General features: G+C 34.1%; 27 protein-coding genes. 15 read left to right on the forward strand and 12 right to left on the reverse strand.

The annotated features are described in order from the left end of the window. Nucleotides 1-2 precede the first annotated feature (2 nt). The 6 genes from I130_RS09840 to I130_RS09865 form a co-directional block, all read right to left on the reverse strand. On the reverse strand, nucleotides 3-1103 hold the full coding sequence (locus I130_RS09840) for an imelysin family protein (RefSeq protein WP_034922381.1): 1101 nt from the start codon (nucleotides 1101-1103) through the stop codon (nucleotides 3-5). A 54-nt stretch (nucleotides 1104-1157) separates the two neighbouring features. Continuing rightward, nucleotides 1158-2366, reverse strand: a complete 1209-nt coding sequence (locus I130_RS09845) for a DUF4856 domain-containing protein (RefSeq protein WP_034922384.1) — start codon at nucleotides 2364-2366, stop codon at nucleotides 1158-1160. A gap of 138 nt (nucleotides 2367-2504) precedes the next feature. After that, nucleotides 2505-3368 (reverse strand): hydroxymethylglutaryl-CoA lyase, encoded by an 864-nt coding sequence (locus tag I130_RS09850; RefSeq protein WP_034922388.1) that lies wholly within the window; start codon nucleotides 3366-3368, stop codon nucleotides 2505-2507. Between the two features lie 113 nt (nucleotides 3369-3481). Beyond that, nucleotides 3482-4090, reverse strand: a complete 609-nt coding sequence (locus tag I130_RS09855) for a LysE family translocator (protein ID WP_034922390.1) — start codon at nucleotides 4088-4090, stop codon at nucleotides 3482-3484. Nucleotides 4091-4111: 21 nt separating this feature from the next. Then, the gene (locus I130_RS09860; protein ID WP_034922393.1) at nucleotides 4112-5134 is read right to left on the reverse strand and encodes a quinone-dependent dihydroorotate dehydrogenase; all 1023 of its coding nucleotides are present in this window, start codon (nucleotides 5132-5134) and stop codon (nucleotides 4112-4114) included. Nucleotides 5135-5284: 150 nt separating this feature from the next. Further along, nucleotides 5285-8224, reverse strand: coding sequence for a TonB-dependent receptor (locus tag I130_RS09865; protein WP_034922397.1), 2940 nt, complete (start codon nucleotides 8222-8224; stop codon nucleotides 5285-5287). A gap of 129 nt (nucleotides 8225-8353) precedes the next feature. On the opposite strand from I130_RS09865, the gene pepT reads away from it, so the two are divergent. Genes pepT through I130_RS16995 form a run of 3 tightly spaced genes read left to right on the forward strand, consistent with a single transcriptional unit; the run spans nucleotide 8354 to nucleotide 10142 of the window. Then, nucleotides 8354-9595, forward strand: coding sequence for a peptidase T (gene pepT / locus I130_RS09870; protein ID WP_034922400.1), 1242 nt, complete (start codon nucleotides 8354-8356; stop codon nucleotides 9593-9595). Between the two features lie 5 nt (nucleotides 9596-9600). Continuing rightward, on the forward strand, nucleotides 9601-10038 hold the full coding sequence (locus I130_RS16250) for a DUF1801 domain-containing protein (protein WP_083932900.1): 438 nt from the start codon (nucleotides 9601-9603) through the stop codon (nucleotides 10036-10038). A gap of 29 nt (nucleotides 10039-10067) precedes the next feature. Next, nucleotides 10068-10142, forward strand: coding sequence for a hypothetical protein (locus I130_RS16995; protein ID WP_083932904.1), 75 nt, complete (start codon nucleotides 10068-10070; stop codon nucleotides 10140-10142). A 122-nt stretch (nucleotides 10143-10264) separates the two neighbouring features. On the opposite strand, the gene I130_RS09880 is transcribed toward I130_RS16995, so the two are convergent. The 4 genes from I130_RS09880 to I130_RS09895 all read right to left on the reverse strand — a co-directional run bounded on the left by I130_RS09880 (nucleotide 10265) and on the right by I130_RS09895 (nucleotide 13314). Next, nucleotides 10265-10984, reverse strand: a complete 720-nt coding sequence (locus I130_RS09880; RefSeq protein WP_034922404.1) for an outer membrane beta-barrel protein — start codon at nucleotides 10982-10984, stop codon at nucleotides 10265-10267. Between the two features lie 204 nt (nucleotides 10985-11188). Then, a complete protein-coding gene (locus I130_RS09885; protein ID WP_034922407.1) occupies nucleotides 11189-12430 on the reverse strand; it encodes a S8 family peptidase in 1242 nt (413 codons plus the stop codon). Nucleotides 12431-12620: 190 nt separating this feature from the next. Beyond that, nucleotides 12621-12992, reverse strand: a complete 372-nt coding sequence (locus tag I130_RS09890) for a rhodanese-like domain-containing protein (RefSeq protein WP_034922410.1) — start codon at nucleotides 12990-12992, stop codon at nucleotides 12621-12623. Nucleotides 12993-13002: 10 nt separating this feature from the next. Beyond that, nucleotides 13003-13314: a rhodanese-like domain-containing protein gene (locus I130_RS09895; RefSeq protein ID WP_034922413.1), complete on the reverse strand. Its 312-nt coding sequence runs from the start codon at nucleotides 13312-13314 to the stop codon at nucleotides 13003-13005. Between the two features lie 240 nt (nucleotides 13315-13554). Between I130_RS09895 and I130_RS09900 the strand changes: the two genes are divergently transcribed. From I130_RS09900 to I130_RS16475, 12 genes are all read left to right on the forward strand, one after another. After that, a complete protein-coding gene (locus tag I130_RS09900; RefSeq protein WP_034922416.1) occupies nucleotides 13555-14007 on the forward strand; it encodes a MarR family winged helix-turn-helix transcriptional regulator in 453 nt (150 codons plus the stop codon). A 5-nt stretch (nucleotides 14008-14012) separates the two neighbouring features. Beyond that, the gene (locus tag I130_RS09905) at nucleotides 14013-14645 is read left to right on the forward strand and encodes an NAD(P)H-dependent oxidoreductase (RefSeq protein ID WP_034922419.1); all 633 of its coding nucleotides are present in this window, start codon (nucleotides 14013-14015) and stop codon (nucleotides 14643-14645) included. A 19-nt stretch (nucleotides 14646-14664) separates the two neighbouring features. Further along, nucleotides 14665-15234 (forward strand): YceI family protein, encoded by a 570-nt coding sequence (locus tag I130_RS09910; protein ID WP_034922422.1) that lies wholly within the window; start codon nucleotides 14665-14667, stop codon nucleotides 15232-15234. Between the two features lie 222 nt (nucleotides 15235-15456). Further along, the gene (locus I130_RS09915) at nucleotides 15457-16851 is read left to right on the forward strand and encodes an anthranilate synthase component I family protein (protein ID WP_034922426.1); all 1395 of its coding nucleotides are present in this window, start codon (nucleotides 15457-15459) and stop codon (nucleotides 16849-16851) included. A gap of 1 nt (nucleotide 16852) precedes the next feature. Continuing rightward, entirely contained in the window at nucleotides 16853-17482 is a 630-nt protein-coding gene (locus tag I130_RS09920; RefSeq protein WP_083932902.1) for an anthranilate synthase component II, read from the forward strand. Between the two features lie 2 nt (nucleotides 17483-17484). Next, a complete protein-coding gene (trpD, locus tag I130_RS09925; RefSeq protein WP_034922429.1) occupies nucleotides 17485-18480 on the forward strand; it encodes an anthranilate phosphoribosyltransferase in 996 nt (331 codons plus the stop codon). Between the two features lie 175 nt (nucleotides 18481-18655). Further along, a complete protein-coding gene (gene trpC, locus I130_RS09930; RefSeq protein ID WP_034922653.1) occupies nucleotides 18656-19444 on the forward strand; it encodes an indole-3-glycerol phosphate synthase TrpC in 789 nt (262 codons plus the stop codon). Between the two features lies 1 nt (nucleotide 19445). After that, a complete protein-coding gene (locus tag I130_RS09935; protein WP_034922432.1) occupies nucleotides 19446-20114 on the forward strand; it encodes a phosphoribosylanthranilate isomerase in 669 nt (222 codons plus the stop codon). 10 nt (nucleotides 20115-20124) lie between these two features. Then, on the forward strand, nucleotides 20125-21306 hold the full coding sequence (gene trpB, locus I130_RS09940) for a tryptophan synthase subunit beta (protein WP_034922435.1): 1182 nt from the start codon (nucleotides 20125-20127) through the stop codon (nucleotides 21304-21306). Between the two features lie 121 nt (nucleotides 21307-21427). Then, nucleotides 21428-22189 carry a tryptophan synthase subunit alpha gene (trpA, locus tag I130_RS09945; protein WP_034922438.1) on the forward strand — a complete coding sequence of 254 codons (762 nt, stop codon included), beginning with the start codon at nucleotides 21428-21430 and terminating at the stop codon, nucleotides 22187-22189. Nucleotides 22190-22270: 81 nt separating this feature from the next. After that, nucleotides 22271-22399, forward strand: coding sequence for a hypothetical protein (locus I130_RS16895; RefSeq protein ID WP_010228758.1), 129 nt, complete (start codon nucleotides 22271-22273; stop codon nucleotides 22397-22399). 2 nt (nucleotides 22400-22401) lie between these two features. Further along, nucleotides 22402-22536 carry a 30S ribosomal protein THX gene (locus tag I130_RS16475; RefSeq protein ID WP_083932903.1) on the forward strand — a complete coding sequence of 45 codons (135 nt, stop codon included), beginning with the start codon at nucleotides 22402-22404 and terminating at the stop codon, nucleotides 22534-22536. Between the two features lie 16 nt (nucleotides 22537-22552). Here the strand turns inward: I130_RS16475 and I130_RS09950 are convergent, their stop codons facing one another. Further along, the gene (locus I130_RS09950; protein WP_034922441.1) at nucleotides 22553-23212 is read right to left on the reverse strand and encodes a uracil-DNA glycosylase family protein; all 660 of its coding nucleotides are present in this window, start codon (nucleotides 23210-23212) and stop codon (nucleotides 22553-22555) included. Nucleotides 23213-23379: 167 nt separating this feature from the next. After that, entirely contained in the window at nucleotides 23380-26829 is a 3450-nt protein-coding gene (locus I130_RS09955; RefSeq protein WP_034922444.1) for a pyruvate carboxylase, read from the reverse strand. Nucleotides 26830-26843 lie beyond the last annotated feature (14 nt).

The following is a 26843-nucleotide window of genomic DNA, read 5'->3' on the forward strand; positions in this document are numbered from 1 at the left end:
TATTAATCTCCGTCTGAATCTACATAGTTTATGCTAATTGAAAGCGCCTGAACCATATCTAATTTTAAAAGAACCACTTCTTTCTGAAGTTCATCGAATGCTACCAACATCAATGTGTTATTTGTTTCTACCTGACTTTTAAAACTATCATTAAGATTAATAGCCTGAGAATTGATTGTGCCAAACTGGCTAAGGATATCATCTGCTAGATCACCTCTATCCAGAAATTCTAAATATTGCTTATAACTCATACCAGTACTACTGGAATTAAAATATTTTCCATTGAAAAAATCCTGAGTTGTTTTTATAGCTTGTAAGTAAAGTTTTTTAGAAAGATCTGCAGAATAGTATGCTTCTACATTAATTGGTGAAGGTGTTCCTGTGAATGCACCTGCTGGATAACCTATTTTCCCTGAACGAAGAAAAGTCTCATAATACATAATGTATTTATTGGTAAACCTATCTACAGAACCAGTACTCGAAGAACTTGTACCACTAACAAAAGTATCTCTATAATCACCTTGCCAGGAAGAATTTACTTCTTCAGTTAGGGAGTTAATTCTTTTAGAAACATCTAAAAGATAATTTTTATAGTTTTCAGCGGAATATTTAGCAACTATATCGGCATCTGTCTCTCCTAATCCATTCAGAAGATAATCTAGTGCAGGAAAACCTTGCTCTTTAAAGCTAGAAGGCAATTCCAAATTATAAGAACCACTGGCTATCTTGTTTTCAACATCTGAAGTAGCTAGTGGATAAGTATTTAAAAAACGTCTATAACTCAATTCCTCTGCTTTACCAATATCAAACATCGCAACTGTCTGGAAATTAACATAGGAACTTTCGAATTGGTTTCTTAAGGCAATAAGATTTTCTTCCGAAGGATTTAAAGTAAACGCAAGTGTAAGATCTTCTAATTGCTGAGTTGTGCTTTTGAAATTATTAAAAGATGGCGCTATTATATTGTCGGCCCAATTCGCCAACATAGCTCCGCGGTCAAAAGTATCAACCCCATTCTCATTACTCTCAGCTCCGTCATTTTCAGAAGAGCATGCAGTAAATATTAAGGACGCTAAAATTAAAATTCTAGAAATTTTCTTCATAATTAAAAATATTAAAAACCGGAGCTGATAGAAATTATGCTCCGGCTAATTGTTTTATTCTGCTGCATCTGCAACACTAAATCCAAAGGCTGTTGCGATATCATTTGAGATGCTATCCAATGTTTCTGGAGACACATCCCAGAAACCATTTCCTTCCAATAATTGCTCTTTAAAAACATTTACCTTTTCCTTTGATATGTATGGCATATCAGAATCTGGATTATTAGTAAATCTAAGACTGTAAATAAAACCAAAGCCTTCTGATAGTTCATGAAAAGCAGCTCCTTTGTTATCTTCAGCTAGAGAAGATTTACCTCCTTGAAGATAATGCACGGCTCTTACTGCAATCACAGTTGATAAATTCTTACGAATTATCGCAATTTGCTCATCTCTCATTTGATAATCCCCAGCTACAATTGCTGCTCTACCTGTTTTAAAAGCTTCAAAAGTACCTTCGGCAAGTCCCGTAAAATCCTCATCTGCATCCACCTGACCTAAATAGCTGAATAGTAACCGATCGTCACTTTCATTTAAAATAGAATTAGGATTAGCTGTAGGAATAGAAGGGTCACCATAAAGATATCCATAAGCCTCATCCCACTTATGCTCCATGGTAGTATAAAGCTCTCCTTCTTCTAACAACTTAGCATCGTTATTTACACGATTGTCTGCTTCATCTAATACAAGTTGAGAGAGATAATTATTCAGGATTTGATCTGCAAGTAATCCACCTATTAAACCTTTTGCGAAAGCCTGATTTAATTCTAATCCTTTTTCATTTACATAACGCACACTAGCATCTTGAGCAATTTGCCCTGCAATACCAGCTTCTGCTAATACATCCTTATTATCTTTTACAGTAGTAAACTGATCAGAGATATAAGAAGCAAAATCATTTTTAATTTCTGAACTTTCTACAGTATTTGCTGAAAAATACTGAGTAGATGCAGCAATTTTAGATTTTACACTTTTTGAAGATTCATTTAAACTTATATCTTCAAAAGGAGAATTCTCATTGGAAAACATATTTAATAATAAGTCTTCAGAAGCATTATCAAAATCGGTGAATTTTTCCAACAACTCTGCAGACATTTGTAGTCTAGTGGTCTGACCGTTATAATCTACAGTAGAACTGTTATCCCTTTGGAATGTGTAATTTTCAGGAATCTCTATGGTGTTCACCTCTGGATTAGGAGTATCATCAGATGTACAAGAGGATAGTGCTAAGCCACCAATGATTGCTGACAAAAATATTCTTTTCATATTGTTTTATTTAGACTGAATTAAAATAGTGATTGATTTCGAGTGCAAATATATACACGAAATCCAATTACACAAAACTTATTTAGATTAAATTTAAATAAGATTTACCGATAGAAACTGAAGAAAGTATCGATATTATTAATGGTAAGCCTTGAAAATTTTGGTAGCTTCATTGTATGAAGATTCGAAGCTGGTCATTTTAATATTAGAATCTGCTTTTTTAGAATTAAAGTAAGAAAGCATTTTTTCTGTTGGCATATTTCCAGTTAAATCATCTTTAGCCATAGGACAACCTCCAAAACCTTGGATAGCACCATCAAACCTTCTACAGCCAGCAGTGTATGCTGCATCTATCTTTTCGTGCCATTTACTTGGAGTGGTATGTAAATGAGCTCCAAATTCGATATGAGGATATTTTGGAATTAAATTAGAAAATAAATAAGAAATTATTTCTGGAGTACTACTACCAACAGTATCTGACAATGATAGGATACTCACTCCCATATTAGATAATTTTTCTGTCCACTCCCCTACTATTTCCATATTCCATGGATCACCATATGGGTTTCCAAAACCCATTGACAAATAAGCGACTACTTCCTTATCTGAAGCTTTCGCAATTTCCAAGATATGTTTTAAGGTCTCTACAGATTCATCTATAGTTTTATGAGTGTTCCTCATCTGAAAGTTTTCAGAAATAGAGAATGGATATCCAAGATATTTAATCTCTGGATGTATAGCGGCATCTTGAGCACCCCTTACATTGGCTATAATGGAAAGTAATTTACTTTGAGTTGCAGAGAGATCCAATTTAGATAAAACCTCAGCAGTGTCAACCATTTGTGGGATTGCTTTTGGAGAAACGAAACTTCCAAAATCTATTGTATCAAAACCACATCTAAGTAATGATTGGATATATTGAACTTTCTCTTTTGTAGGAATGAAAGATTTAATGCCTTGCATTGCATCCCTGGGACATTCAATTAGTTTAATTTTATCCATGCTCAAAGATACTATTTTAGCATTTATATAAAAACATAGAACAATTATGTTGAGCTTGTAAATTCCAGGTTAATTAAGTCCTGAAAATTAGGATTTTGCAATTAGATTAAGATCTATAATAATATTAAAATACCAATTCCAATAAATACTGTAACCTGAATCCATTTCAGATAAAGTCCAGATCTTCTATGTTTCATTAAATATTCGGAGATCTTACCTGCAAGCAATGCCACAGTTCCAAATAAAAATAAAGCTTGCATCATAAATACAAAGCCCAGTAAATAGAATTGAAAAATAGTATTCCCGTCGGGTTCCCATAAAAATCCTGGAAAAAAAGCAAGAAAAAATATTGTAACCTTAGGATTTAAAACATTCATTATAAATCCTTGACGAAATAAATTCTTTGAACTTTTTTTTGGTGATTCGTTAATGGTAATAGAACTGTCACTTTTAAAAACTTTATAAGCTAGATAAAACAGGTATAAAGCGCCAAATATCTTAATTAAAGTGAATAAGATAGGAGAAGCTTTTATAACCGCAGAAACTCCGAATGCTACAAGACTAGTATGGATAAGAATTCCGGAAACTAAACCTAAAGTAGTTACTATCCCAGCCTTTTTTCCATTTGAAATACTTTGTACCAAAACATAAACAATATCCGGTCCTGGGGATAAAGTTAACAAAATGGAAGCTGTTAGAAACGGAATGAGTTGTTGTAGCACACAAAAGGTTTTTTGCTATTATTATTTAGAGCTAGATAGAATGGCTTCATTTATCTCTTTTATCAATCCTGGGCCTTCATAGATAAATCCTGTATAAAGCTGAATTAAGCTTGCTCCAGCTTGTAATTTTTCCAATGCATCTTCTGCAGAATGAATTCCACCAACTCCTATAATAGGGAAAGCTTTGTTACTTTTTTCTGAAAGAAATCGGATTACTTCTGTAGATCTGTTTTTTAATGGTTTTCCACTTAAGCCACCCATTTCAGTTTTATTTTCAGATTGTAGATTTTCTCTGGAAATTGTGGTGTTGGTAGCAATCACTCCTGCAATTCCAGTGTTAGCAACTATTTCAATAATATCTAAAAGCTGATCATCTGATAGATCTGGAGCTATCTTCAAAAGAATTGGTTTCGGTTTAGATTTCAATAAGTTTAGTTGCTGAAGCGTGTTTAACAATTCGGTTAAGGGTTCTTTCTCTTGAAGAGCTCTTAAATTTGGTGTGTTTGGAGAACTTACATTTACCACAAAATAATCTACGTAGTCAAATAAAGCTTCAAAACAAATGGTATAATCTGAAACTGCTTCTTCATTTGGAGTAATCTTGTTCTTTCCAATATTTCCGCCAATTAGAACATTTTTATTGCTTTTCAATCTTTTTACCGCTGCCTCTACTCCTTCATTATTAAAACCCATCCGATTTATTATTGCAGAATCTTCCTTAAGCCGAAACAACCTTTTCTTATCATTTCCTGCTTGTCCTTTTGGGGTAACAGTTCCAATCTCTACAAACCCAAAACCTAACTGATCCAATTCTTTATATAAAACTGCATTTTTATCGAAGCCAGCAGCCAATCCAACCGGATTTTTAAAAGTTAAACCGAAAACCTTTCTAATTAAACGAGGATCATTAAGCTGAAATTTATTTCTGAAAACTGAAGAAACTCCTGGGATCTGAAATAGAAATTTAAGAAGATCAAAAGTGAAATAATGTACCTTTTCCGGATCAAAATTAAATAAAAGAGGCCTTATCAGTGATTTATACATAGTTGGACGGTTTGTGCAAAAATAGCTTATTTGGTAAAATTGAAGCTCATATATTGAAGGACTTTAAAATACTTACCAAATGAATATTTAAATATAGAAATAAAAAAAAGCAGCCCAAGGACTGCTTTTTTTTATTGATATGATAAAAACCTATTTAAGAGTAAATCCAATTCTAGCAAACAAAAATCGGCCTCCAATTCCAAATTGTTGAGCACGTCTGGACCAATCGAATCTACCATCACTTCTATTCCCGAATTGTTCTTCTGCTCTATCTGGATACACATCTAACAAATTATTTGCTCCCACTGTTAGTGTCAGTGCTTCAGAAGCTTTGTAAGCCAGAGAAAGATCTGTCACTATTTTAGAACCAAAAACTTGTTGGTTCGCAACAGTTGTAGTTGCTTCTGTAACCTCACCAAAGAATACATTTCTTAAGAAAACATTGAAATTCCCAGCCGTTAAACTATTGGTTAGATTCACCTTGGTTCTAGGAACAGCTTCTTCTAAATATACTCTACTATCTTCAGGGAAATAAGTCCCTACTAATTCGGCTCGTCTTAAAATATCAGAAGAATTTATAGCTCCAACTTGTTTTGTTTTAGAAAGTGTTGCTGCCAGATCAGATTTTAAAGTGAACCCATTATTAAAAGTTGCATTATGTGTTAATACTAAATCCACACCTTTAGATTCTGTGTCGATTGCATTCGCAAAAAAGGAAGCTGCCGTGGCATTCGCTTGAGACAATAGATTAAATAATTCTAATTGAGCTCCAACATATTCACCATCCTCATTTTTCTTAGGTTGAAACTGTCCTGTATAAACAACTCTATCATCTATTGCTACAAAATAGCCATCTACGGTTAAGGATAAATTAGCATCTGGAATTTGAGCTGTAAATCCTAGACTTAAACTTTGAGAAGTTTCTTCCTTTAATTCAGGAATTCCCAATAGTTTTGCCGCTCGGCTATCATTTGCAAAGGTTCCAACATCTTGTGGATTTCCTGCGTTATCAAAAATTGTTGATGTAGAATTAAAATTTAATTGATGTAATGATGGAGCTCTAAACCCTGTATTAACCGCACCTCTAATATTAATATTTTCTGTTAACTTATATCTTGAGGAAACCTTAAAATTAATTGTAGAACCAAAATCTGAATAGTCTTCAAATCTTGTTGCAAAAGTTAATAAGAATTGATCTGTAAGATCTGCTTCTATATCAAAATATCCAGCGATACTACTACGTTCTCTAGACAATTCATTTTTAGGGCTAAATCCAGGAAACACCTGAGAACCTCCTGGTCTTCCACTTCCAAAGAAATCTGTTGCCGGAGATTGTGAAGCTAATGTAATAGGAGCCCCATTCGCAGTATATTGCTCATAAGAACTTCTTTCACCTGCAACAATTTCATAATTCTCCAGTCTATACTCTGCACCAAAGGCCACGTTAACACCAGAAAAGAAATCTTCATAAAAATTAGAAATATCTAAATTAGTAGTGTTTTGTGCAAAACTAAATCCTCCAGCATCAAAAGTAGTTGGACTCGCCTGCTGCAAAGATGCATTTGAGGTGTTGGATATTAAATATAAAAATTCGTTTCTACCCCAAGTGTTACTAAAATCTACTTCCCATTCTCCGATTTTTCCTCGAATTCCAGCAGAAATTGATTTATCCTTAATCTTGGAGTTGATTTCTGGTAGAAATCCGTTTATATATATTGGCGTAAAAGTTCTATTTTGATTTGGTAATCTATAGAAACCAGCCGAATTACCTCGTCTGGAACTAATTCCAGCAAAGGAGTATAATTCGGTTCCTTCATCATCTAATGGTAGAGAGAAGTTAGCAAAGAATCTTCCGCCTCTTAATGCAGATTGACCTACTCTCATATTATAATCACTTCGCTCTTGATTTCGGGAAGCCAGTTCCTGATCGGTTATATTATTAGATAGTGGATTGTAAAAAATAACATTTCCTTCATTATCTGTTCTAGTAGGAGTATGTAATTCTTCAGCACTAAAACCATCTATAATAGATAAATCACTAGAGCTTAAACCAGAAACAGCCGCATATTGCCTAACAAGATCATCATTACTATAAAGGTCAGATATGTTTTCACCTGCGTCATTGGCTACTCTTTCAATAGCATTAAAAGCATTAAAAATAGAACCTTCCCATTCCTTCATTCTGCTGTAGTCTTCACGGTAATCAAAATCTCCAGAAAAATTAATATATCCGCCATTTTCTCCTAATGAAATTCCATAACTAGCTGCGACATTTACTGTCTCACCATCTACGCCTCCAGTTTGATCATTAGCATTTTCAGTAAAATTAGCTCCTGCGGTTACTGAAAGATCCAGCTGATTGACACTTTTATTTAAGACAATATTAATCACTCCAGCAATTGCATCAGATCCATATTGAGCTGAAGCACCATCCCTTAAAACCTCTATTCTTTGTATAGCGGCTGCAGGAATTGCATTTAAATCTGTTCCAACACTACCTCTACCAAAAGTTCCATTTACATTAATTAGGGAAGAATTATGTCTTCGTTTTCCATTTATCAAAACTAATACCTGATCTGGGCCTAAACCTCTTAACGAAGCTGGATCTATATGATCTGTTCCATCTGAAATAGTCTGAGTATTAGAAGTAAAAGAAGGTGCTACATAATTCAACATCTGATTTAAATTAACCTGCGGCACTGCAGAGGATAACTCCTTAATGTTTAAAACATCTATTGGCACAGTAGATTCAACAACTGTCCTATTGGGATTACGAGATCCAGTTAACATAACTTCACCCAGAGCCATCCCAGAAACCATCACTACATTTATTGTTGTATTTTGAATCTCAACTTTTTTAGTATCGAAACCTACAAATGAAAACACCAAGGTTTCCCCCATGCTTGCATTAATATTAAAATTTCCATCGAAGTCTGTTATAGTACCTTTGTTAGTACCTTCAATTGCAACCGAAACCCCACCTAGCGGCTGATCTTGGTCATCTATCACCGTTCCTTTAATTTCTTGTGTCTGGGCCTGAATTGCCAAACCCATAAAAAACAAGCAAAACATTACGTAAAAATTCTTCATAAGTTTATATTTTTGGTTTTCCTAAAGATAGGTAAAAATTATCTTTGGGAATTTAACTCAGTGATAATCAGCACTCAACTTATCACCAACATATTAACATCAGGAAATATTAATTATTAAACAGTACTAATGATTTCAAAAAATAACATCATCAATAGGTTTATCAGCTATGTAACCATAGACACGCAAAGTGATCCAGATAGCACTAATACACCCAGCACAGAAAAACAATGGGATCTTGCCAACAAACTTGCAGTAGAGCTTAAGAAAATTGGAATGGATGAGGTGGAAATTGATGAGAACGCATATATTATGGCTACACTACCAGCTAATGTTGCTCATGAAGTTCCTGTTATTGGATTTATATCTCATTTTGATACTTCCCCAGATTTCACAGGCACAAATGTAAAGCCCCAGATTATAGAAAATTATGATGGAAATGACATTGTATTAAATAAAGAGCAAGATATTATTCTTTCTCCAGTTTATTTTGAGGATCTATTACAGTACAAAGGTCAAACCTTGATAACTACTGATGGAACAACTCTTTTAGGCGCAGATGATAAAGCAGGAATTACTGAAATAATGACTGCAATGGAGTATTTAATTAACAACCCTCAAATTCCACATGGGAAGATTCGTGTAGGGTTTACGCCAGATGAAGAAATTGGAAGAGGTGCTCATAAATTTGATGTAAAGAAATTTGGAGCTGTCTGGGCCTATACTATGGATGGTAGTCAGATTGGTGAGTTGGAATATGAAAATTTTAATGCAGCAGGAGCTGTTGTGAAAATTAAAGGGAAGATCGTTCATCCTGGATACGCAAAGGATAAGATGATAAATAGTATGTATATCGCACAGGATTTCATCAATTCGTTACCTAGACTAGAAACTCCCGAACACACTGAAGATAGGCAAGGATTCTTTCATTTAACCGATATAAAAGGAGATGTAGAAGAAACCACTTTAAAATATATAATTAGAGATCACGACAAAAATCATTTTGAAGCTAGAAAAGAAATGATAAGCAATCTAGCTCTGGAAATTAATTCACAACATGAAAGGGAGGTTATTACTATTGAGATCAAAGATCAGTACTTTAATATGCGTGAAAAAGTGGAGCCTGTAATGCATATTGTAGATCTTGCCGAGGAAGCAATGAATCATCTCAATATCACACCGAATATAAAACCAATAAGAGGTGGAACAGATGGGTCTCAGCTTAGTTTTATGGGCTTACCTTGCCCAAACATCTTCGCAGGAGGACACAATTTCCATGGAAGATATGAATATGTCCCTGTAGAAAGTATGCAAAGAGCAACAGAGGTAATTATTAAAATCGCAGAATTAACTTCGGAAAAACATAAATAATTTTAATGGCTAATGCTTTAAATGTAGATGAATTTATAGAAACACATCCAAAGTGGGAAGTTCAGTTAATTAAACTAAAGGAACTTTTACTCTCTAGTGGCTTATCCGAAACTATTAAATGGGGATCTCCTGTTTACATTAAAGAAGGCAAAAATCTTGTAGGGATTGCTGCATTTAAAGATCACTATGGATTATGGTTTTTTCAAGGAGCATTGCTTAAGAAGATCACCAAGTTATTGTTGAATGCTCAAGAACCGAAAACACAAGTCATGAGACAAATAAGATTTGATAACAACTCAACATTCGACTTAGAATCATTAAAACCCTATATCGCCGAAACTTTATCTCTCCATAATCAAGAAAAAGTAATAAAGAAGGCAAAAACAAAAACGGTTCTGGTACCTTTTGAATTAAAGGAAGCTTTTTTGAAGTATAAAAATTAAAATCTGTATTCGATCTGCTACCTCCCGGAATGAAAAAAGAATACTATTTGTATATTTCTGATGCTAAAAGAGAAGTCACCAAAAAAAAAAGATTAGATAGATAATTCCTATGATTCTAGAAGGAAAAGGGCTAAACGATAAATACAAAAGTTGAATTGTTAACCAACCAAAAAAGGAGCAAATAAAATTTGCTCCTTTTTTGGTTCTATTTTATTATATTTTCCGTTTAAAAATAACAACTTCCACCTTTTCTTCGTTTTCCCTTATTTTCAGAATCCCATAATTTTACGGTAAGACTAACTATGATTTGGTTTAAACGAAGATCATTTAATGTCGCTCTATTTACAGTGGGATCGTTGAATAGTGCATCATCTGATTGAAAATCTACATTATAAGGCTCAGCCGAGGATAGTGCATAATCATAACGAACGTCTACTCCAATGAAACCAAATTGCGCTTTCACACCAACTTGAGCAGAAAAAGGGGTGTTTTGAATCACAACTTCAGCTGGGTTATCAGTTGGCTCTATTCTTTCTATAGTAGATGAAATTATATTTTTATAAGCAACACCACCATAAAAATCCAATGGGCCATAAATATTATACCCAATTAAAAGTGGAGCACTGAATTCTTCAACTTCAAATAAAGTTGGTCCCTGAGGGAAATCAAATCTTGATTCTAATTTAGAGTAAACCAATTCCGGCCGAACAAAAAACTTTCCAAAATTCACTTGAACCCAACCACCACCGTGAAAACCAATTTCTCCAACGGCGTCAAAAGTATCACTTGTATATTGTGCAGGAAGCCCTGAATTTATACCGGTAATTTCACCACCAGATGTTTTATTAATCCCACCTTTCAATCCTACTTGAAACTGTTGAGCATTCATTTGTGAAAAAGTAAAGCTAGTTAAGCTTATAAGGAGGGCGATAACTAATTTATTCATAGAAAAGAGGTTAGTCTAAAAGGTGTCAATTGTTGGTAAATATATTGTTTTAATAACTATTACAAAGTTGTTTCATCTGATAAACGTTTCAAAAATAAAAAAATTATGTAATTCTTAAAGTTATACAAAATAAAAAAGGTTGTTCTAAATAAAGAAAACAATTTTTCAATATAGAAAACAACCTTTCAAATGTAATTTTTTTTTCTAATGAACTATAATCGCATCAGCATTGCCGTCAGGATCATTTGTAACGGTACCATCGGTTCTCGCTGAACCTAACAGAAGTACTCCTGCAGCATGAGGTGATGCCATAGAAGTTCCACTAATCGTATTATAACCCCCGCTTTTCCATGTAGATTTAACAGCTACACCTGGTGCAGCAAAATCTATCGGTGGATTTCCATAATTGGAAAAACTAGCCCATCTATCGTTTATATCCATAGCAGATATAGTAACTATATTATTACCATTGACTCTAGCTGGTGAACTATTATTAGCATCACTACTTTCATTACCTGCAGCAAGAGCGAACTTAATTCCTTTATTAGAAGCTGCTAAAATTGCATCATCCAAAGCTTGAGAAACTGGTCCACCTAAACTAAGATTTGCAACATCTCCATTGTTTCCATTTGCTCCTACATAATCAACCCCAGCGATCACACCAGAGTAAGAGCCACTACCTCGGCTATCTAAAACTTTTACTGGGATAATAGTCGCACCCGGAGCTACTCCTACTACTCCAAATCCATTATTCAAAGCTGCAATAGTTCCGGCTACGTGAGTTCCGTGTCCATTCCCATCGTCTGCAGATCTTCCATCTTTTCCAGAGGTAAAAGCATTGAAAGCTCGAGATGAATCAACATTTAAATCTGGGTGATCCAAGTCTACTCCAGAATCTACTACGAAAGCAACGTTATTTCCAGAATATTCAGCTACTCCATTTACTCTTAAAATTCCGTAAGGTGTTTCTTGGGAACCTCCTCCGGTTCCTGGATCAGGATCACCACAAGGACCTCCATTTGGAGTTCCACAAGGTGGGGCAAAACTCACAATTCTATCTTGTTCAATATACTTTACTCCTTTATTATTTTTCAAAACTTCTAATTGAGCTTTATTCAATTTTAGAGTTGCTCCACTAATTGCACTACTATATACGTTTACAATTTCTGCAGTAACTGATGATTCAGACAAGAATTTTTTAGTTTCAGAAAACATTGCCTCCTGTGCTTTTGCATAATTCTTTGGATATTTCGAACTTACATTATCTAAAGCTCCATTGTGAAAAACAACAATATACTGCCCCTTAATATTCGATGCATCGAAATTAGCATCAATTTCTGTAAATGATTCAGAGGTATCTGATGTGTTTTGATCCTGAGTACAGGAATAAAAAAATGATGAAGCAGCTAATAAAGCTAACCCAATTTTAAATTTAGACTTTAACATACTTAATTAAGTTTTGGTTAAAAATTAGTTAATTGTTAACTCAAATCTAAACTTTTAAATCCTTAAATAAAAAAATCTCCAGGGGATACTGGAGATATATACTTTTATTTTAGGTCACAAAACCAAGAAGTGTAGGATTTATAGCACGCCTCGGAAGTATGTTAAATTTTAATATTATTTATTAAAATGCTTAATCTTCAGACTTCCACTTTGTAATTCCTCCATCTAAAATATAAATCTGTTGAAAGCCTAATTTTCTAAGAATCAAAGCAGCTTCGTTAGATTTATCTACGGAAGTGAAATATATAGCAACAGGAGACTCCCTATCTATATTTCTGAAATTTTCTTTTAAATCCTTATTTTCAATAATATTCTCTGCATTCACCAAATGAGATTTTTTGAAATCATCTTTAGATTTAATCTCTTTATCCAAATTGGTACTATAACGAATATGTGTATTCACCTCATCCGCAGTTACCACTTGAATTTCCTTTGCCTTAGACTGAACACAGCCTACAGAAAAAACAGAGATAAAAACTATACTAAAAAAAACTCTTATCATTGACACCAAATTATTTTTGGATTTCACCTTCCCAATCAGTAATCCCTCCCATAAGGTTAGCTGCATTTTCAAAACCTTGTTGTTTCATTAGTGCACAAGCTTGTGCGCTTCTAGCACCAGACCTGCAATAGACATAATAATTTTTAGATTTATCTAATTTCTCGATCTCATCTAAAAATCCTTGTCCTTTATAAATATCTATATTGGTTGCAGTTGGGATGTAGCCTTCAATAAATTCTTCTTCGGTACGCACATCTAGAATAACGGCATTTTTATCTTCTTCAACTTCTTTGGACCATTGGTCTTGGGTAAGGTTTTTCATATTTAAAATTTTTATGCTTAACTAAAAGTGAATTGAAATGTAAATATAATGTAAAGGATATAATTTAGTTATTTCAGAATAGAAAAAATCAAAAATATCTTACAAACTAAACGTCCAATAGTTCAACTTATTGGCTCAAATAAATCAGAACAATATTATAGCAGTAAATTATTAACGTTTCATTTTATAATTGTTCAAAAAATACTCATACATTTGTACGTACAAATATTGTACTAACAAATGAAAATAGAAACGATCCTTAAATCTGAAACTGAATTACCTGTTAATAGGAGACTCATTCTTGGTATTCTACTTTCGAACAATTTAATAAACGATAAGGTTTCTGAAGCATTAAAACCTTTTGATGTTAGTTCACCGCAATTTAATGTGTTAAGAATTTTACGGGGGCAAAAAGGAAAACCAGCTAATCTTTCTACTATCCAGGAGAGAATGGTGAGTAAGATGAGCAATACCACTCGAATTGTTGATAAGCTAATCACAAAGGAATATGTAGAAAGAGTGGTTTGTGAAAAGAATCGCAGAAAAGTGGAAATATCAATTACACCTAAAGGCTTAGATTTTTTAAATAAAATAGATCCAGTCATAGATAATGTTGAAGCTACGCTCATAGAAAGTTTATCCTCTTCAGAAAAAGAAACGATTATAAATAATTTACAAAAACTATTAAAATAAAGACAATGAGTATTTATATAGACGATTTAAACTGGCGATATGCCACTAAGAAATTTGATGCAAATAAAGAGGTTTCACCTCAAGATCTTCAAACTTTATTAGAAGCTATACAGCTTACAGCATCTTCCTATGGATTACAACCCTATGAAATTATTGTTGTGAAAGATGCCGCATTAAGAGAAAAGTTAAAGGCACATTCCTGGAATCAGACCCAAATAACTGATTCTTCGGAAATTGTAGTGTTTGCCAATAAAACACAAATCACATCCAGTTATATAGATTCATATTTAAAAGATATTGCCCATACGAGAGGTCTAAATATAGAAGATCTTGAAGGTTTAAAAGGTATGCTAGAATCTATTATTATGAAACTCAACCCAGAAGATCAGAGTAATTGGGCTGCAAAACAAGCTTACATTGCTTTAGGAAATCTACTTTCAGCTGCAGCGAATTTAAGAATAGATACTTGCCCCATGGAAGGTTTTGATGTTGCAAAATATGATGAACTTTTAGAATTAAAAGAAAAAGGCCTTACTACCGCAGTAATAGCAACTATTGGATATAGAAGTGAAGAAGATACCACGCAGTTTGCAGCGAAGGTTAGAAAAAGCAAAGAAGACTTAATAACTAAATTATAAATTAATAAAGAGAACCATTATGAAAAAAAACTTATTAAAAGGAGTAGCGGCTACTGTAATTGTTTTAACAACACTAGCATTTACAACAATGAAAAAAGAGATAAACATTAAAGAAAGTAAAGTGACCTGGACTGGTAAAAAAGTTACTGGAGCACATACAGGAACTATTAACTTGAAAAGCGGATTCTTCAATATGGAAGATGAGAAGTTGATTGGCGGTGAATTTGTAATGGATATGACAACAATTAATACCACAGATCTTTCCGGAGAGAACAAACAAAAACTGGAAGGCCATTTAAAATCTGAAGATTTCTTTGGTGTAGAAAAGCATCCATCAGCAAAATTAGTGATCACAAACATAGCTTCTAAGGGAAATGATTCTTATGGAGTTGTTGGTAACTTAACAATTAAGAACATCACAAAACCGGTTACTTTCGATTTAGAGATGAACGATAATTCTGCTAATGCTAAACTATCTATTGATAGGTCTAAATATGACATTAAATATGGTTCTGGAAGCTTTTTCGATGATTTAGGAGACAAAACTATTTACGATAATTTTGATCTTGATGTGAATTTGAAATTCTAAGTAATGAAGAATTCATTTCATCTAGAGCATCATTTTGGATAAAACTTTTGTCAATCCAACAATGATACTTATATTTGAGCCAATGAAAAATAATACAGTACATACTTGGTGGTGGAGTAGCTTACGTCAAAACGTCGTGAAGTAACATTGCTATAGTATATTTCTATACAAGGCTTGTCTCACGACAAGCCTTTTTTTTGTTTAATTTTTTTAAATAATAACATGTATACATTAAAGACCACTTATAAAAAACTTCTTGCAGATACTCTTACTCCTGTGAGTGTCTATCTTAAAATTCGGGATAAATACCCCAATAGTTTATTGCTAGAGAGTAGTGATTATCATGCAAACGATAATAGTTTTTCTTATATATGTTGCAATCCAATTGCTTCAATAAAAATAAAAGACGGACAGATCCAAGAGCTTTATCCAGATGGTTCTAAAAAACTAACGGAGATAACTCCTGAAATTAAGCTATCTGAAGCAATTCAAAATTTCTCGTCTTTATTTCAAACAGAAGATTCCAATTTCAAGTTTATTAATAACGGACTGTTTGGATATACTGGATATGATGGGGTTCAATATTTCGAAGATATTAAGATTACCAAAAAGAAGGGAGATCTTGAAATTCCTGAGGTTTATTATGCAGTTTATCAAAATATTATAGCCATCAACCATTTCAATAATTCAGCTTATATTTTTGATCATAATTATAATTCTGAAAGTAAGTTAGAAGAAATTGAACAACTGATTAAAGTAAAGAATTTTGCAACCTATAATTTCAGAAGAGAAAATTCTCCAATTTCAAATTTAACCGATACAGAATTTAAGGAGAATGTGAAATTAGGAAAGAAGCACTGCCAAAGAGGAGATGTTTTTCAGTTAGTGCTTTCACGTAGATTTACTCAAAGTTTTAAAGGAGATGAATTTAATGTTTACCGTGCTTTAAGAAGCATTAATCCTTCTCCTTATTTATTCTACTTCGATTATGGCGACTTTAAGATCTTTGGAAGTTCTCCAGAAGCCCAATTAGTGGTTTCTAATGGCAAAGCAGAGATACATCCTATCGCCGGAACTTTTAAAAGAACTGGAAATGATGAGCAAGACGCTGCATTAGCAAAGGAATTATCTGAAGACGATAAAGAAAATGCAGAACATGTGATGTTGGTAGATCTCGCCAGAAATGACCTTAGCCGACATAGCACTAATGTAAAAGTGGATAAATATAGAGAGGTTCAATTTTTCTCTCATGTTATTCATTTAGTAAGTAAAGTAACTGGAACAAAAAACAAAGACGTAGGTACCATGCAAATTGTGGCAGATACTTTTCCGGCGGGAACGCTTAGTGGAGCGCCAAAACATAGTGCGATGACCTTAATTGAAAAATATGAAAATGTAAACAGAAGTGCTTATGGCGGTGCCATTGGTTTCATGGATTTCAACGGAAATTATAATCACGCCATTATCATTAGGTCTTTTGTAAGTAAGAATCATCAATTACATTATCAGGCAGGAGCAGGAATTGTTTCTGAATCTAATGAAGAAAATGAATTACAGGAAGTATATAACAAATTAGGGGCATTAACACAGGCAGTTAAAATTGCAGAAGAAATTTAAAATGAAAGCGAACGAAAATAATAACACAGCAAAGATCGAATTTCAAACTAGCAAGAGAACTTCTGTTTTAGTTATAGACAACTACGATTCTTTTGTATACAATTTGGTGCATTATCTGGAAGAATTAGATTGTGATGTAACTGTAATTAGAAACAATGAAGTTGATCTGGACATGATTGCAAAATACGATAAGATCTTGCTTTCTCCCGGCCCGGGGATACCAGATGAAGCTGGTTTACTAAAAGAGATCATCATTAAATATGCTCCAACAAAAAGCATTTTGGGAGTTTGTTTGGGCCAACAAGCAATCGGGGAAGTTTTCGGTGGAAAATTGATCAATTTAGATTCGGTTTTTCATGGGGTTTCTTCAAAGATCAATGTTACAGTAGAAAACGAAAGCTTATTCTATCATTTAGATAAAGAACTTATAGTAGGGCGCTATCATTCTTGGGTAGTAGACCCTAATTTACCCGGATCTTTGGAAGCTACTTCTTTCGATGAGAATGGGCAAGTGATGTCCCTTCGACATAGAGAATACGATGTAAGAGGGGTTCAATTTCACCCGGAATCGGTATTGACTCCTATGGGAAAACAAATTATGAAGAACTGGATCTTAGAAAGCGGAAAATAGATATGAAACATATACTCAACAGGTTAATAAATCACGAAACCATCTCGAAGCAGGAAGCAAACGAAGTCTTGGTAAACATTTCGAGAGGAGAATATAACGAGAGCCAGATCGCGGCATTTCTAACGGTGTATATGATGCGAAGCATTACTATAGATGAGTTGGAAGGATTTCGAAATGCACTTTTGGACCTATGTCTTGCTATAGACCTTAGTGCTTATAATGCAATCGATCTTTGTGGTACAGGCGGAGACGGAAAAGACACTTTTAATATTTCTACACTTTCTTCCTTTGTAACTGCCGGAGCTGGAATTAAAGTTTCCAAGCATGGCAATTATGGAGTTTCATCTATAAGCGGAAGTTCCAATGTAATGGAATATTTAGGCATAAAATTCAGCAATAAAGCAGATTTTTTAGAACGTTGCATAGATAAATCTGGGATATGTGTGTTGCATGCACCACTCTTTCATCCGGCAATGAAAAATGTTGCTCCTATAAGAAAATCTCTTGCCGTAAAAACTTTTTTCAACATGTTGGGACCTATGGTAAATCCAGCATTCCCAAAGAATCAGTTGGTTGGGGTTTTTAGTCTGGAACTTGCTAGAATGTATGGATATCTCTATCAGAACACCGATAAGAATTTCACAATTCTACATGCTTTAGATGGCTATGATGAGATCTCTTTAACTGGAGCTACAAAAACAATTTCAAATACTACTGAAGGAATTTTAGAGCCATCAGATTTTGGAGTAGAAGCTTTAAATGCTTCTGAAATTTCTGGTGGAAATTCCATAGAAAATTCTGCCAAAATATTTGTTGATATATTGGAAGGCAATGGTTCCATTCCACAAAATAATGTGGTTTGTGCCAATGCAGGAATGGCCATTGCGACTTCTACTGGATGCACTCCGAAGGAAGGATTTATTAAGGCTCAAGAATCGCTAAATTCAGGAATGGCCCTGAAATCGCTAAAGAAATTACAAGAACTGAGTGCTATATAAATAATTGAATTGTATGCCATTTTTGCACTATAGTTGTTTCGTCACCCTGAATTTATTTCAGGGTCTCATGTTGCTATATTGATCTATGTATTATAAGATTCTGAAACAAGTTCAGAATTACGTTATAAAACATTTACCAGACTTTACGGTTTTACTTAATACTGAAAATTATAAAATGAATATTCTAGATAAAATTATTGTCGATAAACGAAATGAGGTTGCTCTTAAAAAACAACTGATTTCTGCTGAAGATCTGGAGCGTTATCCACTTTTTGGTTACAAAACAAAATCACTAGCTTCTGCTTTAAAGAATAGCTCTAGCGGAATTATTGCTGAACATAAACGCAGATCGCCTTCTAAATCTGTGATCAATCAAGATCTAAATGTACAAGATGTAGCTTTAGGATATGAAAATGCCGGTGTTTGCGGTATGTCGGTATTAACAGATGGAAAATACTTTGGTGGCGCTTTAGACGATCTTATTTTAGCAAGAGCAGCGGTAAAAATGCCGTTACTAAGAAAAGAATTTATTATTGCTGAATATCAGATTCTTGAAGCCAAAGCTCATGGTGCCGATGTTATTCTGCTAATTGCTGCGGTATTGACTCGAGATGAAATAAAAACATTTTCTGAGTTAGCTAAAAGTTTGGACTTAGAGGTGCTTTTGGAGGTTCATAACTTACAGGAATTAGAAAAATCTATCATGCCTAGCTTAGATATGTTAGGAGTGAATAATAGGAATTTAAAGACCTTTGAAGTGAGTACGGATATTAGCAAACAACTTTCAGAAAAGATCCCAAGTGATTTTGTGAAAGTTTCAGAAAGTGGTATTAGCAGTGTTGAAGCTATCAAGGATCTAAAAAAATATGGATACCAAGGTTTTTTAATTGGAGAAAACTTTATGAAAACCGATGATCCCGGAAGTAGCGCGTCACAATTTATTCAAGAATTAACAAGTAATTAAAATGAGCTCTCTTAAATTGAAGATTTGCGGAATGAAGCAACCAGAAAATATCCTTGAAATTGCAGCTTTAAATCCAGATTATCTTGGGTTCATCTTTTATGAAAGATCTCCAAGAAATTTTTCGGGGGAGATCCCTGATATAGATTCAAGCATCAAAAAAACAGGAGTTTTTGTAGATGAAGAGATCGATTTTGTTTTAGAGAAAGTTGAAAAATACCAGTTCAGAGCAATTCAACTTCACGGAAAAGAATCAGCTGAATACTGCATAAATTTAAGATCAGCATTGGGCAAAAAGAATTCAGTAGAAATGATAAAAGTGTTTTCTGTAAAAGAAACATTCAATTTTGATGAACTTAAAGTTTATGAAGGCATTATAGATTTTTTCCTATTCGATACTCAAGGAAAAAATAAAGGAGGAAATGGAATAACCTTTAATTGGGAATTATTAAAAGATTATCCTTCTTCTACTCCATTTTTTCTAAGTGGCGGAATTGGGCAGGATGAACTTCAAAAGATATTGGAACTTTATACTTATTTCAAAAAAAACAATAAGGCTGGTTTGCTTTATGGAGTAGATGTAAATAGTAAATTTGAAGTGGAAGCAGGTTTAAAAGATGCGAATGCATTAAAAAAATTTAAAGACAATTTGGGTTTAAAAGCTCAAGCATAACATATACACTATGACCTATCAGGCAGACGAAAAAGGCTATTACGGTGAATTTGGCGGAGCTTATATTCCAGAAATGCTATACCCTAATGTGGAAGAATTAAGGCAACAATATATACAGATCATGCAAGAGGAGTCTTTTCAGAAAGAATTTAAAGATCTTCTGAAAGATTATGTAGGCAGACCTACTCCTCTATATTTTGCTTCTAGATTAAGTGAAAAATACAACACGAAGATTTATTTAAAACGTGAAGATCTTTGCCATACAGGAGCACATAAGATCAATAATACCATTGGGCAGATCTTAATGGCTAAACGTTTGGGTAAGAACAGGGTTATAGCAGAGACTGGCGCAGGACAACACGGAGTTGCAACTGCCACAGTATGCGCTTTGATGGGAATCGAGTGCATCGTGTATATGGGAGAAATAGATATTGATCGCCAAGCTCCGAATGTTGCACGAATGAAAATGTTGGGTGCTACTGTAATTCCAGCAAAATCTGGAAGTAGAACTCTGAAGGATGCAACTAATGAAGCTATTAGAGATTGGATAAATAATCCGGTAGACACCCATTATATTATAGGATCTGTAGTAGGACCTCATCCTTATCCAGATATGGTTGCACGTTTTCAAAGTGTGATCTCCGAGGAAATCAAGTCTCAACTTCTGGAAAAAGAAGGAAGAGAAGCACCAGATTATGTGGTGGCTTGTGTTGGTGGAGGAAGTAACGCTGCTGGAATTTATTATCATTATTTAGATAATCCAGAAGTGGGGATCATCGCAGTGGAAGCTGCTGGAAAAGGAGTATTAACTGGTGAAAGTGCCGCAACTTCTGCCTTAGGAAAAGAAGGAATTATCCACGGTAGTAAAACACTTTTAATGCAAAGTCCAGATGGACAGATCACCGAGCCTTATTCAATTTCTGCAGGATTAGATTATCCTGGAATCGGACCAATGCATGCTAATTTATTTAGATCTGGCCGAGCAGAGTTTATTTCAATAACCGATGCAGATGCAATGAAAGCTGGACAGGAATTAGCCAAGTTAGAGGGAATTATCCCAGCTATCGAAACGTCTCACGCACTTGCGATTTTTGAAGATCGCAAGTTCAAGAAAGATGATATCGTGGTTTTGAATCTTTCGGGACGTGGTGATAAAGATCTTAGTACTTATATAGAATATTTTAATTTATAATTCTACCACCTAGATCATTTTGATGCCTTTGTAGTAGAAGTAGTGGGGGCATTTCAGAAACTATTTTATTAGACACTGAAATAAATTCAGTGTGACGATTGAAAAATATAAATATTGAAAAATGAATAGAATTAAATCGAAATTACAAGAGAGTAAAAAGCTTCTTTCTATATACTTTACCGCAGGTTATCCACAAATTGATGATACTGTATCTATTATTGAAGATCTTGAAAAGAATGGAGTAGATATGATAGAAATTGGATTGCCCTTTAGTGATCCATTAGCAGATGGGCCAACTATTCAGGAAAGCAGTACAAAGGCATTAAAAAATGGGATGACCACAGAGAAGTTATTTCAACAATTAAAAGATATCAGAAAAACAGTAAAAATACCCTTGATCATAATGGGGTATTTTAATCCGATGCTACAATACGGAGTAGAAGAATTCTGTAAAAAATGCGAAGAGATTGGGATTGATGGTTTGATAATTCCTGACCTTCCAGTAGACGTTTATTCAGAAAAATATCAAGCTATTTTCGAAAAACACAAGCTTATCAATGTTTTCCTAATTACTCCTCAAACTTCAGAAGAGAGAATTGGATTTATAGATTCTGTATCTAATGGATTTATTTATATGGTGAGTAGTGCAAGTGTTACTGGGGCAACTTCAGGATTTGGAACTGAAACTAAAGATTATTTTAAAAGAATTTCAAAAATGAATTTGAAGAATCCGCAGATAGTAGGTTTTGGAATTAGTGATAAACAAAGTTTTAAAGAAGCAACAGAATATTCTAATGGAGCGATTATCGGGAGTGCCTATATCAAGCACCTTACTAAAAATGGAGTTGGAAAAAATTCCAATTTTGTCAAAACCATTAGATAGCTTTAACCTAACTGTAACAACGCATTAATACTTTTTGTGATTGATTTGCCTTATATTTAAATGAATTTAAAACTAAATATCATGGAAAAGAAGTTTGAAAGAAAAACCGAGCAAACAAATCCTACTAATCCTACGGGTGATAGAAATCAAAAAACCAATAAGGTAGATTTCGATAAAAAGACAATTAAAGATCAGCAAAATAAAAAGTAATTATGGGGAGAGGAGATAAGAAAACTAAACGAGGTAAAATAGCTTTAGGAACTCGAGGAAAATTGAGACCTAAAAGAGGAAAGTTTAAGACTAAACCTTCCACGCTTGCAGATCTAGATAAAAAAGAGCTAAAATAACTTCGTTAAATCTTATTTAGAAATACCCTTTATATTGAAGAATCCTGAAATCAATAGTATTGAAATCAGGATTCTTTATTTTCATTCTTTTATAAAGATCCATACTCCCAATTGCTCTATTGGCAGAGCCTGAAGGTGCCGTAAGTGAGACTGTTTTTATTAATCTGCCATCTAACAAAAATTGATGGACCTTAGGAACTATATTTGAAATCACTTTTAATTTAATCCCTTCTCCTTGTTCTCGTAAATGTCTCCGAAAAAAATATTCAGGGCCATTCTTAGAATTTCCTCCAGTAAATAGAAGAGTTTCGATTAGTGGATTTTCTCGAAGTATTGAAAGAAAATTTCTTAGCTCCACCTCCTTCATACCAAGATCTGAAGCATCAATTTTATTTCTTCTACTACTTTCAACAACATCACAAATACCAATTCCCCGCTTTATTAAAAAATCCTTTCGCTGAACTACGGCAGCTTCGGTATTTTCATAATTTAAATTGAGATCGAATAATCTATCTAAGATTGGCCATAAAAATCCATCTCTGCTTCCGTAGCAAAAATTAACGTCATCAGGCTTTAAATCACCCATAGTAAACCTAGGAGGTGGTAAGGTACCTACAATTAATTTCGTTGCATTCTTTGGAATAAAAGGTTTATATGGATGCGTATGATGAAACATTTTTTGACTGAACTTAAAAAATTATGAACTTGTAAAAGACGTCATTCTGAACTTGTTTCAGAATCTCATAATAAAGAAAATTAATAAAATGAAACTAGACCCTGAAATAAATTCAGGGTGACGACATCTTTATTCTACTATAACATGGATATTTTAAATTTCCTAGCTTACTTCATAACAACAATCAAATCATCAGAAAAAACCATTCGCCCTTCTGGTAAGATCACTTTATCAACTTCTCCATCTGTATGTGCGGTGATCGTTGTCTCCATTTTCATTGCTTCAATAATAAACAAAGGCTCATTCTTCTTAACTTTTTGACCCACCTTTACCAATATTGAGGCAAGTGACCCTTGCAGGGGTGCTCCAATTTCAAGATCGTTCCCTTTGTCTTTTTTCTGATGAACTACTTTTTCCACCTTAATAGATTTATCTTGAACTTGAACTGCTCTTGTTTGACCATTTATTTTAAAGAAAATACTTGCCATTCCTTCTTTATCAGATTCACCCACAGAGACAAGTTCTACTAATAAAGTTTTCCCCTTATCCATCTCTACAATAATTTCCTCTCCTATTTCCAATCCATAGAAAAAATTCTTGGTGGGGATAGAGATTACATTACCATAATCTTTATGATGATTATAGGCTTCTATAAACACTTTTGGGTATAATTTATAAGATAAGAAATCGGACATATCCAATTCTCTGCCCATTCCATTTTTAAAAGTTTCTTTAAATTCTGCTAACTCCTTATCAAAATCTATAGGCTCTAAATGTGCATTAGGTCTTTCGGTAAAAGCCTCTTCATCTTTTAAAACGATCTTCTGAATCTTTTCAGGAAAACCTCCAACAGGCTGACCTAAACTACCTTTAAAGAAACTTTTTACAGATTCTGGGAAAGAGATATTTTCTCCATTTTCCAACACATCATCAATAGAAAGATTATTACTCACTAAATACTGAGCCATGTCTCCAACAACTTTAGAGCTAGGTGTAACTTTTACAATATCCCCAAACAGATCATTTACTTCCGCATACATTTTTGTGATCTCATGAAACCTATTACTAAGCCCAAGAGATTCGGCTTGTGGTTTTAGGTTTGAATATTGCCCGCCAGGAATTTCGTGCTTATAAACCGCTGCGGAACCAGCTTTTAGTCCACTTTCAAAAGGGTAATAATAACTTCGAACTGCTTCCCAGTAATTTGAATATTCATTTAATTTATCCATATCAAAATCGTTCGCCCTATTTTGAAATTTCATCATTTCTACAATAGAGTTGAAATTAGGCTGAGAAGTTAAACCTGATAATCCTCCCAAGGCTACATCTACCACATCTACTCCTGCTTCTATCGCTTTTAAATAGGTGGCCGCTTGGATTGATGAAGTGTCATGTGTATGTAAATGAATAGGAATATTAATTCTAGATTTTAATGCAGAGATCAATTCTTCTGCAGCGTATGGCTTCAATAGACCAGCCATATCTTTAATTCCTAAGATATGTGCTCCGGCATCTTCCATTTGCTTTGCCAATTGAACGTAATATTCTAAAGTGTATTTTGTTCTTTTAGGATCCAATATATCCCCCGTATAACAAATAGAGGCTTCTGCAAGTCCGCCAGTGTTTTTTCTAACATATTTTATACAAGGCTCAATAGATTTCATCCAGTTCAAAGAGTCGAATATCCTAAAAACATCTACCCCCTGTTCCCAAGATTCCGTCACAAATTTCTCGATAAGATTATCTGGGTATGCCGTATATCCTACTCCATTGGAACCTCTTAATAACATTTGTAATAAAACATTTGGCATTGCTTTTCTAAGCAACTGTAAACGTTCCCAAGGATTTTCTTTTAAGAAACGAAGACATACATCAAAGGTTGCACCTCCCCATACTTCCATAGAGAAAATATTTGAATGATTTTTTGCAAAACCCTCTGCAACCTTAACCATATCATAAGTTCGCATTCTGGTTGCGAGTAAACTTTGGTGCGCATCGCGCATTGTGGTATCTGTAAACTGAACTTTCCCTTGGTGTCTTAACCAACGAGAGAATTTCTCAGGACCCATTTCTGTAAGTAGATCCTTTGTTCCTTTTGGATAGTCCCCAAATTCATCAAACTTAGGCACCTTAGGAATTAAGAATTTAGCTGAAGGGTCCTTAACCTTAACATCTGGATTACCATTTAAAGTAATGTCACCTAGAAAACTAACTATTTTATTCGCTCTATTCCTTGGTTCCTTAATTATGAAAAGATCTGGATTCTTATTTATAAAATTCACCGTCACATTCCCTTTTCTAAAGGTATCGTGAGCCAAGATATTATCTAGAAAACTCATATTGGTCTTTACACCTCTCACTCTAAATTCTGCGAGGGCCCTTCTCATCTTTCTACAAGCTCCGTCTAAAGTTCTACTACTGGCAGAAACTTTTACTAGCATCGAATCAAAGAATGGGGAAATCTTAACCCCTTGATAAATACTTCCTGCATCTAAACGTATCCCGAAACCAGAAGCACTTCTATAAGTAGTGATCGTTCCGTAATCTGGTTTAAAGTCATTTTGTGGATCTTCTGTAGTGATTCTACACTGTAATGCGAAACCATTTGTCTTTAAACTTTCCTGACCTGCTATTTTTATTTGCTCGTCAGATAATTTGTAATTGCCAGCGATAAAAATTTGAGCCTTTACTAGATCTATTCCTGTAATCACTTCGGTAACCGTATGCTCTACTTGAATTCGTGGATTTACTTCTATAAAATAGATCTCATTGTCTTCCACCAAAAACTCAACCGTTCCAATATTATTATAATTTACTGCTCTACATATATCTAAAGCATACTTATATAGTTTGTTCTTTGTATCTTCTTTTAAACCTAAAGAAGGAGCAAATTCAATCACTTTTTGATAACGCCTTTGCACAGAGCAATCTCTCTCAAAAAGATGCACCATATTGCCATGGTTATCTGCTACTATCTGAATTTCTATATGCTTTGGATTCTCAACGAATTTTTCAATAAAAACTGTGTCATCACCAAAGGCATTTCCCGCTTCTCGTTTAGATTCTGGAAAGGCCTTTCTTAATTGTTCTTCATCTCTAATCACCCGCATTCCACGTCCTCCTCCTCCAGAAGCAGCTTTCAGCATGACAGGATAACCTATAATTTTTGCCTCTTCTAAAGCGATTTCTACGGAAGTTAGCTCCTTTTCATTACTCTTTATAATGGGAACATTATTAGCAACAGCAACTTTCTTAGCCATTACTTTATCTCCTAAAGACTTCAAAACTGAAACTTTTGGTCCTATAAAAATAATATCATTTTCTTCACATTGTTTTGCGAATTCAGCATTTTCTGAAAGAAAACCGTAGCCAGGATGAATAGCATCTACATTATTTTTTTTAGCAACTTGTATAATTGCCTTGATATTTAAATATGGCTTCAGCGGGTCGTTGTCCTCCCCTATTTGGTAAGATTCATCGGCTTTGTAGCGGTGCAAAGAGTACCTATCTTCAAAGGTATAAATCCCCACTGTTTTTAATCCAATTTCGGTGCAGGCACGAAAAATTCTGATGGCTATTTCTCCTCTATTTGCTACTAAAACCTTTTTAATCTTCATCTATGCGTTATGTT

Origin of the sequence: Gillisia sp. CAL575 (assembly GCF_000403785.1) — a bacterium.
GTDB lineage: Bacteria > Bacteroidota > Bacteroidia > Flavobacteriales > Flavobacteriaceae > Gillisia.

Excerpts from the sequence above, each read along its gene's own strand:
- I130_RS09840 (WP_034922381.1), bottom strand. The coding sequence starts at position 1,103 with ATGAAGAAAATTTCTAGAATTTTAATTTTAGCGTCCTTAATATTTACT.
- I130_RS09845 (WP_034922384.1), bottom strand. The coding sequence starts at position 2,366 with ATGAAAAGAATATTTTTGTCAGCAATCATTGGTGGCTTAGCACTATCC.
- I130_RS09850 (WP_034922388.1), bottom strand. The coding sequence starts at position 3,368 with ATGGATAAAATTAAACTAATTGAATGTCCCAGGGATGCAATGCAAGGC.
- I130_RS09860 (WP_034922393.1), bottom strand. The coding sequence starts at position 5,134 with ATGTATAAATCACTGATAAGGCCTCTTTTATTTAATTTTGATCCGGAA.
- I130_RS09865 (WP_034922397.1), bottom strand. The coding sequence starts at position 8,224 with ATGAAGAATTTTTACGTAATGTTTTGCTTGTTTTTTATGGGTTTGGCA.
- pepT (WP_034922400.1), top strand. The coding sequence starts at position 8,354 with ATGATTTCAAAAAATAACATCATCAATAGGTTTATCAGCTATGTAACC.
- I130_RS16250 (WP_083932900.1), top strand. The coding sequence starts at position 9,601 with ATGGCTAATGCTTTAAATGTAGATGAATTTATAGAAACACATCCAAAG.
- I130_RS09880 (WP_034922404.1), bottom strand. The coding sequence starts at position 10,984 with ATGAATAAATTAGTTATCGCCCTCCTTATAAGCTTAACTAGCTTTACT.
- I130_RS09885 (WP_034922407.1), bottom strand. The coding sequence starts at position 12,430 with ATGTTAAAGTCTAAATTTAAAATTGGGTTAGCTTTATTAGCTGCTTCA.
- I130_RS09890 (WP_034922410.1), bottom strand. The coding sequence starts at position 12,992 with ATGATAAGAGTTTTTTTTAGTATAGTTTTTATCTCTGTTTTTTCTGTA.
- I130_RS09895 (WP_034922413.1), bottom strand. The coding sequence starts at position 13,314 with ATGAAAAACCTTACCCAAGACCAATGGTCCAAAGAAGTTGAAGAAGAT.
- I130_RS09900 (WP_034922416.1), top strand. The coding sequence starts at position 13,555 with ATGAAAATAGAAACGATCCTTAAATCTGAAACTGAATTACCTGTTAAT.
- I130_RS09905 (WP_034922419.1), top strand. The coding sequence starts at position 14,013 with ATGAGTATTTATATAGACGATTTAAACTGGCGATATGCCACTAAGAAA.
- I130_RS09910 (WP_034922422.1), top strand. The coding sequence starts at position 14,665 with ATGAAAAAAAACTTATTAAAAGGAGTAGCGGCTACTGTAATTGTTTTA.
- I130_RS09915 (WP_034922426.1), top strand. The coding sequence starts at position 15,457 with ATGTATACATTAAAGACCACTTATAAAAAACTTCTTGCAGATACTCTT.
- I130_RS09920 (WP_083932902.1), top strand. The coding sequence starts at position 16,853 with ATGAAAGCGAACGAAAATAATAACACAGCAAAGATCGAATTTCAAACT.
- trpD (WP_034922429.1), top strand. The coding sequence starts at position 17,485 with ATGAAACATATACTCAACAGGTTAATAAATCACGAAACCATCTCGAAG.
- trpC (WP_034922653.1), top strand. The coding sequence starts at position 18,656 with ATGAATATTCTAGATAAAATTATTGTCGATAAACGAAATGAGGTTGCT.
- I130_RS09935 (WP_034922432.1), top strand. The coding sequence starts at position 19,446 with ATGAGCTCTCTTAAATTGAAGATTTGCGGAATGAAGCAACCAGAAAAT.
- trpB (WP_034922435.1), top strand. The coding sequence starts at position 20,125 with ATGACCTATCAGGCAGACGAAAAAGGCTATTACGGTGAATTTGGCGGA.
- trpA (WP_034922438.1), top strand. The coding sequence starts at position 21,428 with ATGAATAGAATTAAATCGAAATTACAAGAGAGTAAAAAGCTTCTTTCT.
- I130_RS16895 (WP_010228758.1), top strand. The coding sequence starts at position 22,271 with ATGGAAAAGAAGTTTGAAAGAAAAACCGAGCAAACAAATCCTACTAAT.
- I130_RS16475 (WP_083932903.1), top strand. The coding sequence starts at position 22,402 with ATGGGGAGAGGAGATAAGAAAACTAAACGAGGTAAAATAGCTTTAGGA.
- I130_RS09950 (WP_034922441.1), bottom strand. The coding sequence starts at position 23,212 with ATGTTTCATCATACGCATCCATATAAACCTTTTATTCCAAAGAATGCA.
- I130_RS09955 (WP_034922444.1), bottom strand. The coding sequence starts at position 26,829 with ATGAAGATTAAAAAGGTTTTAGTAGCAAATAGAGGAGAAATAGCCATC.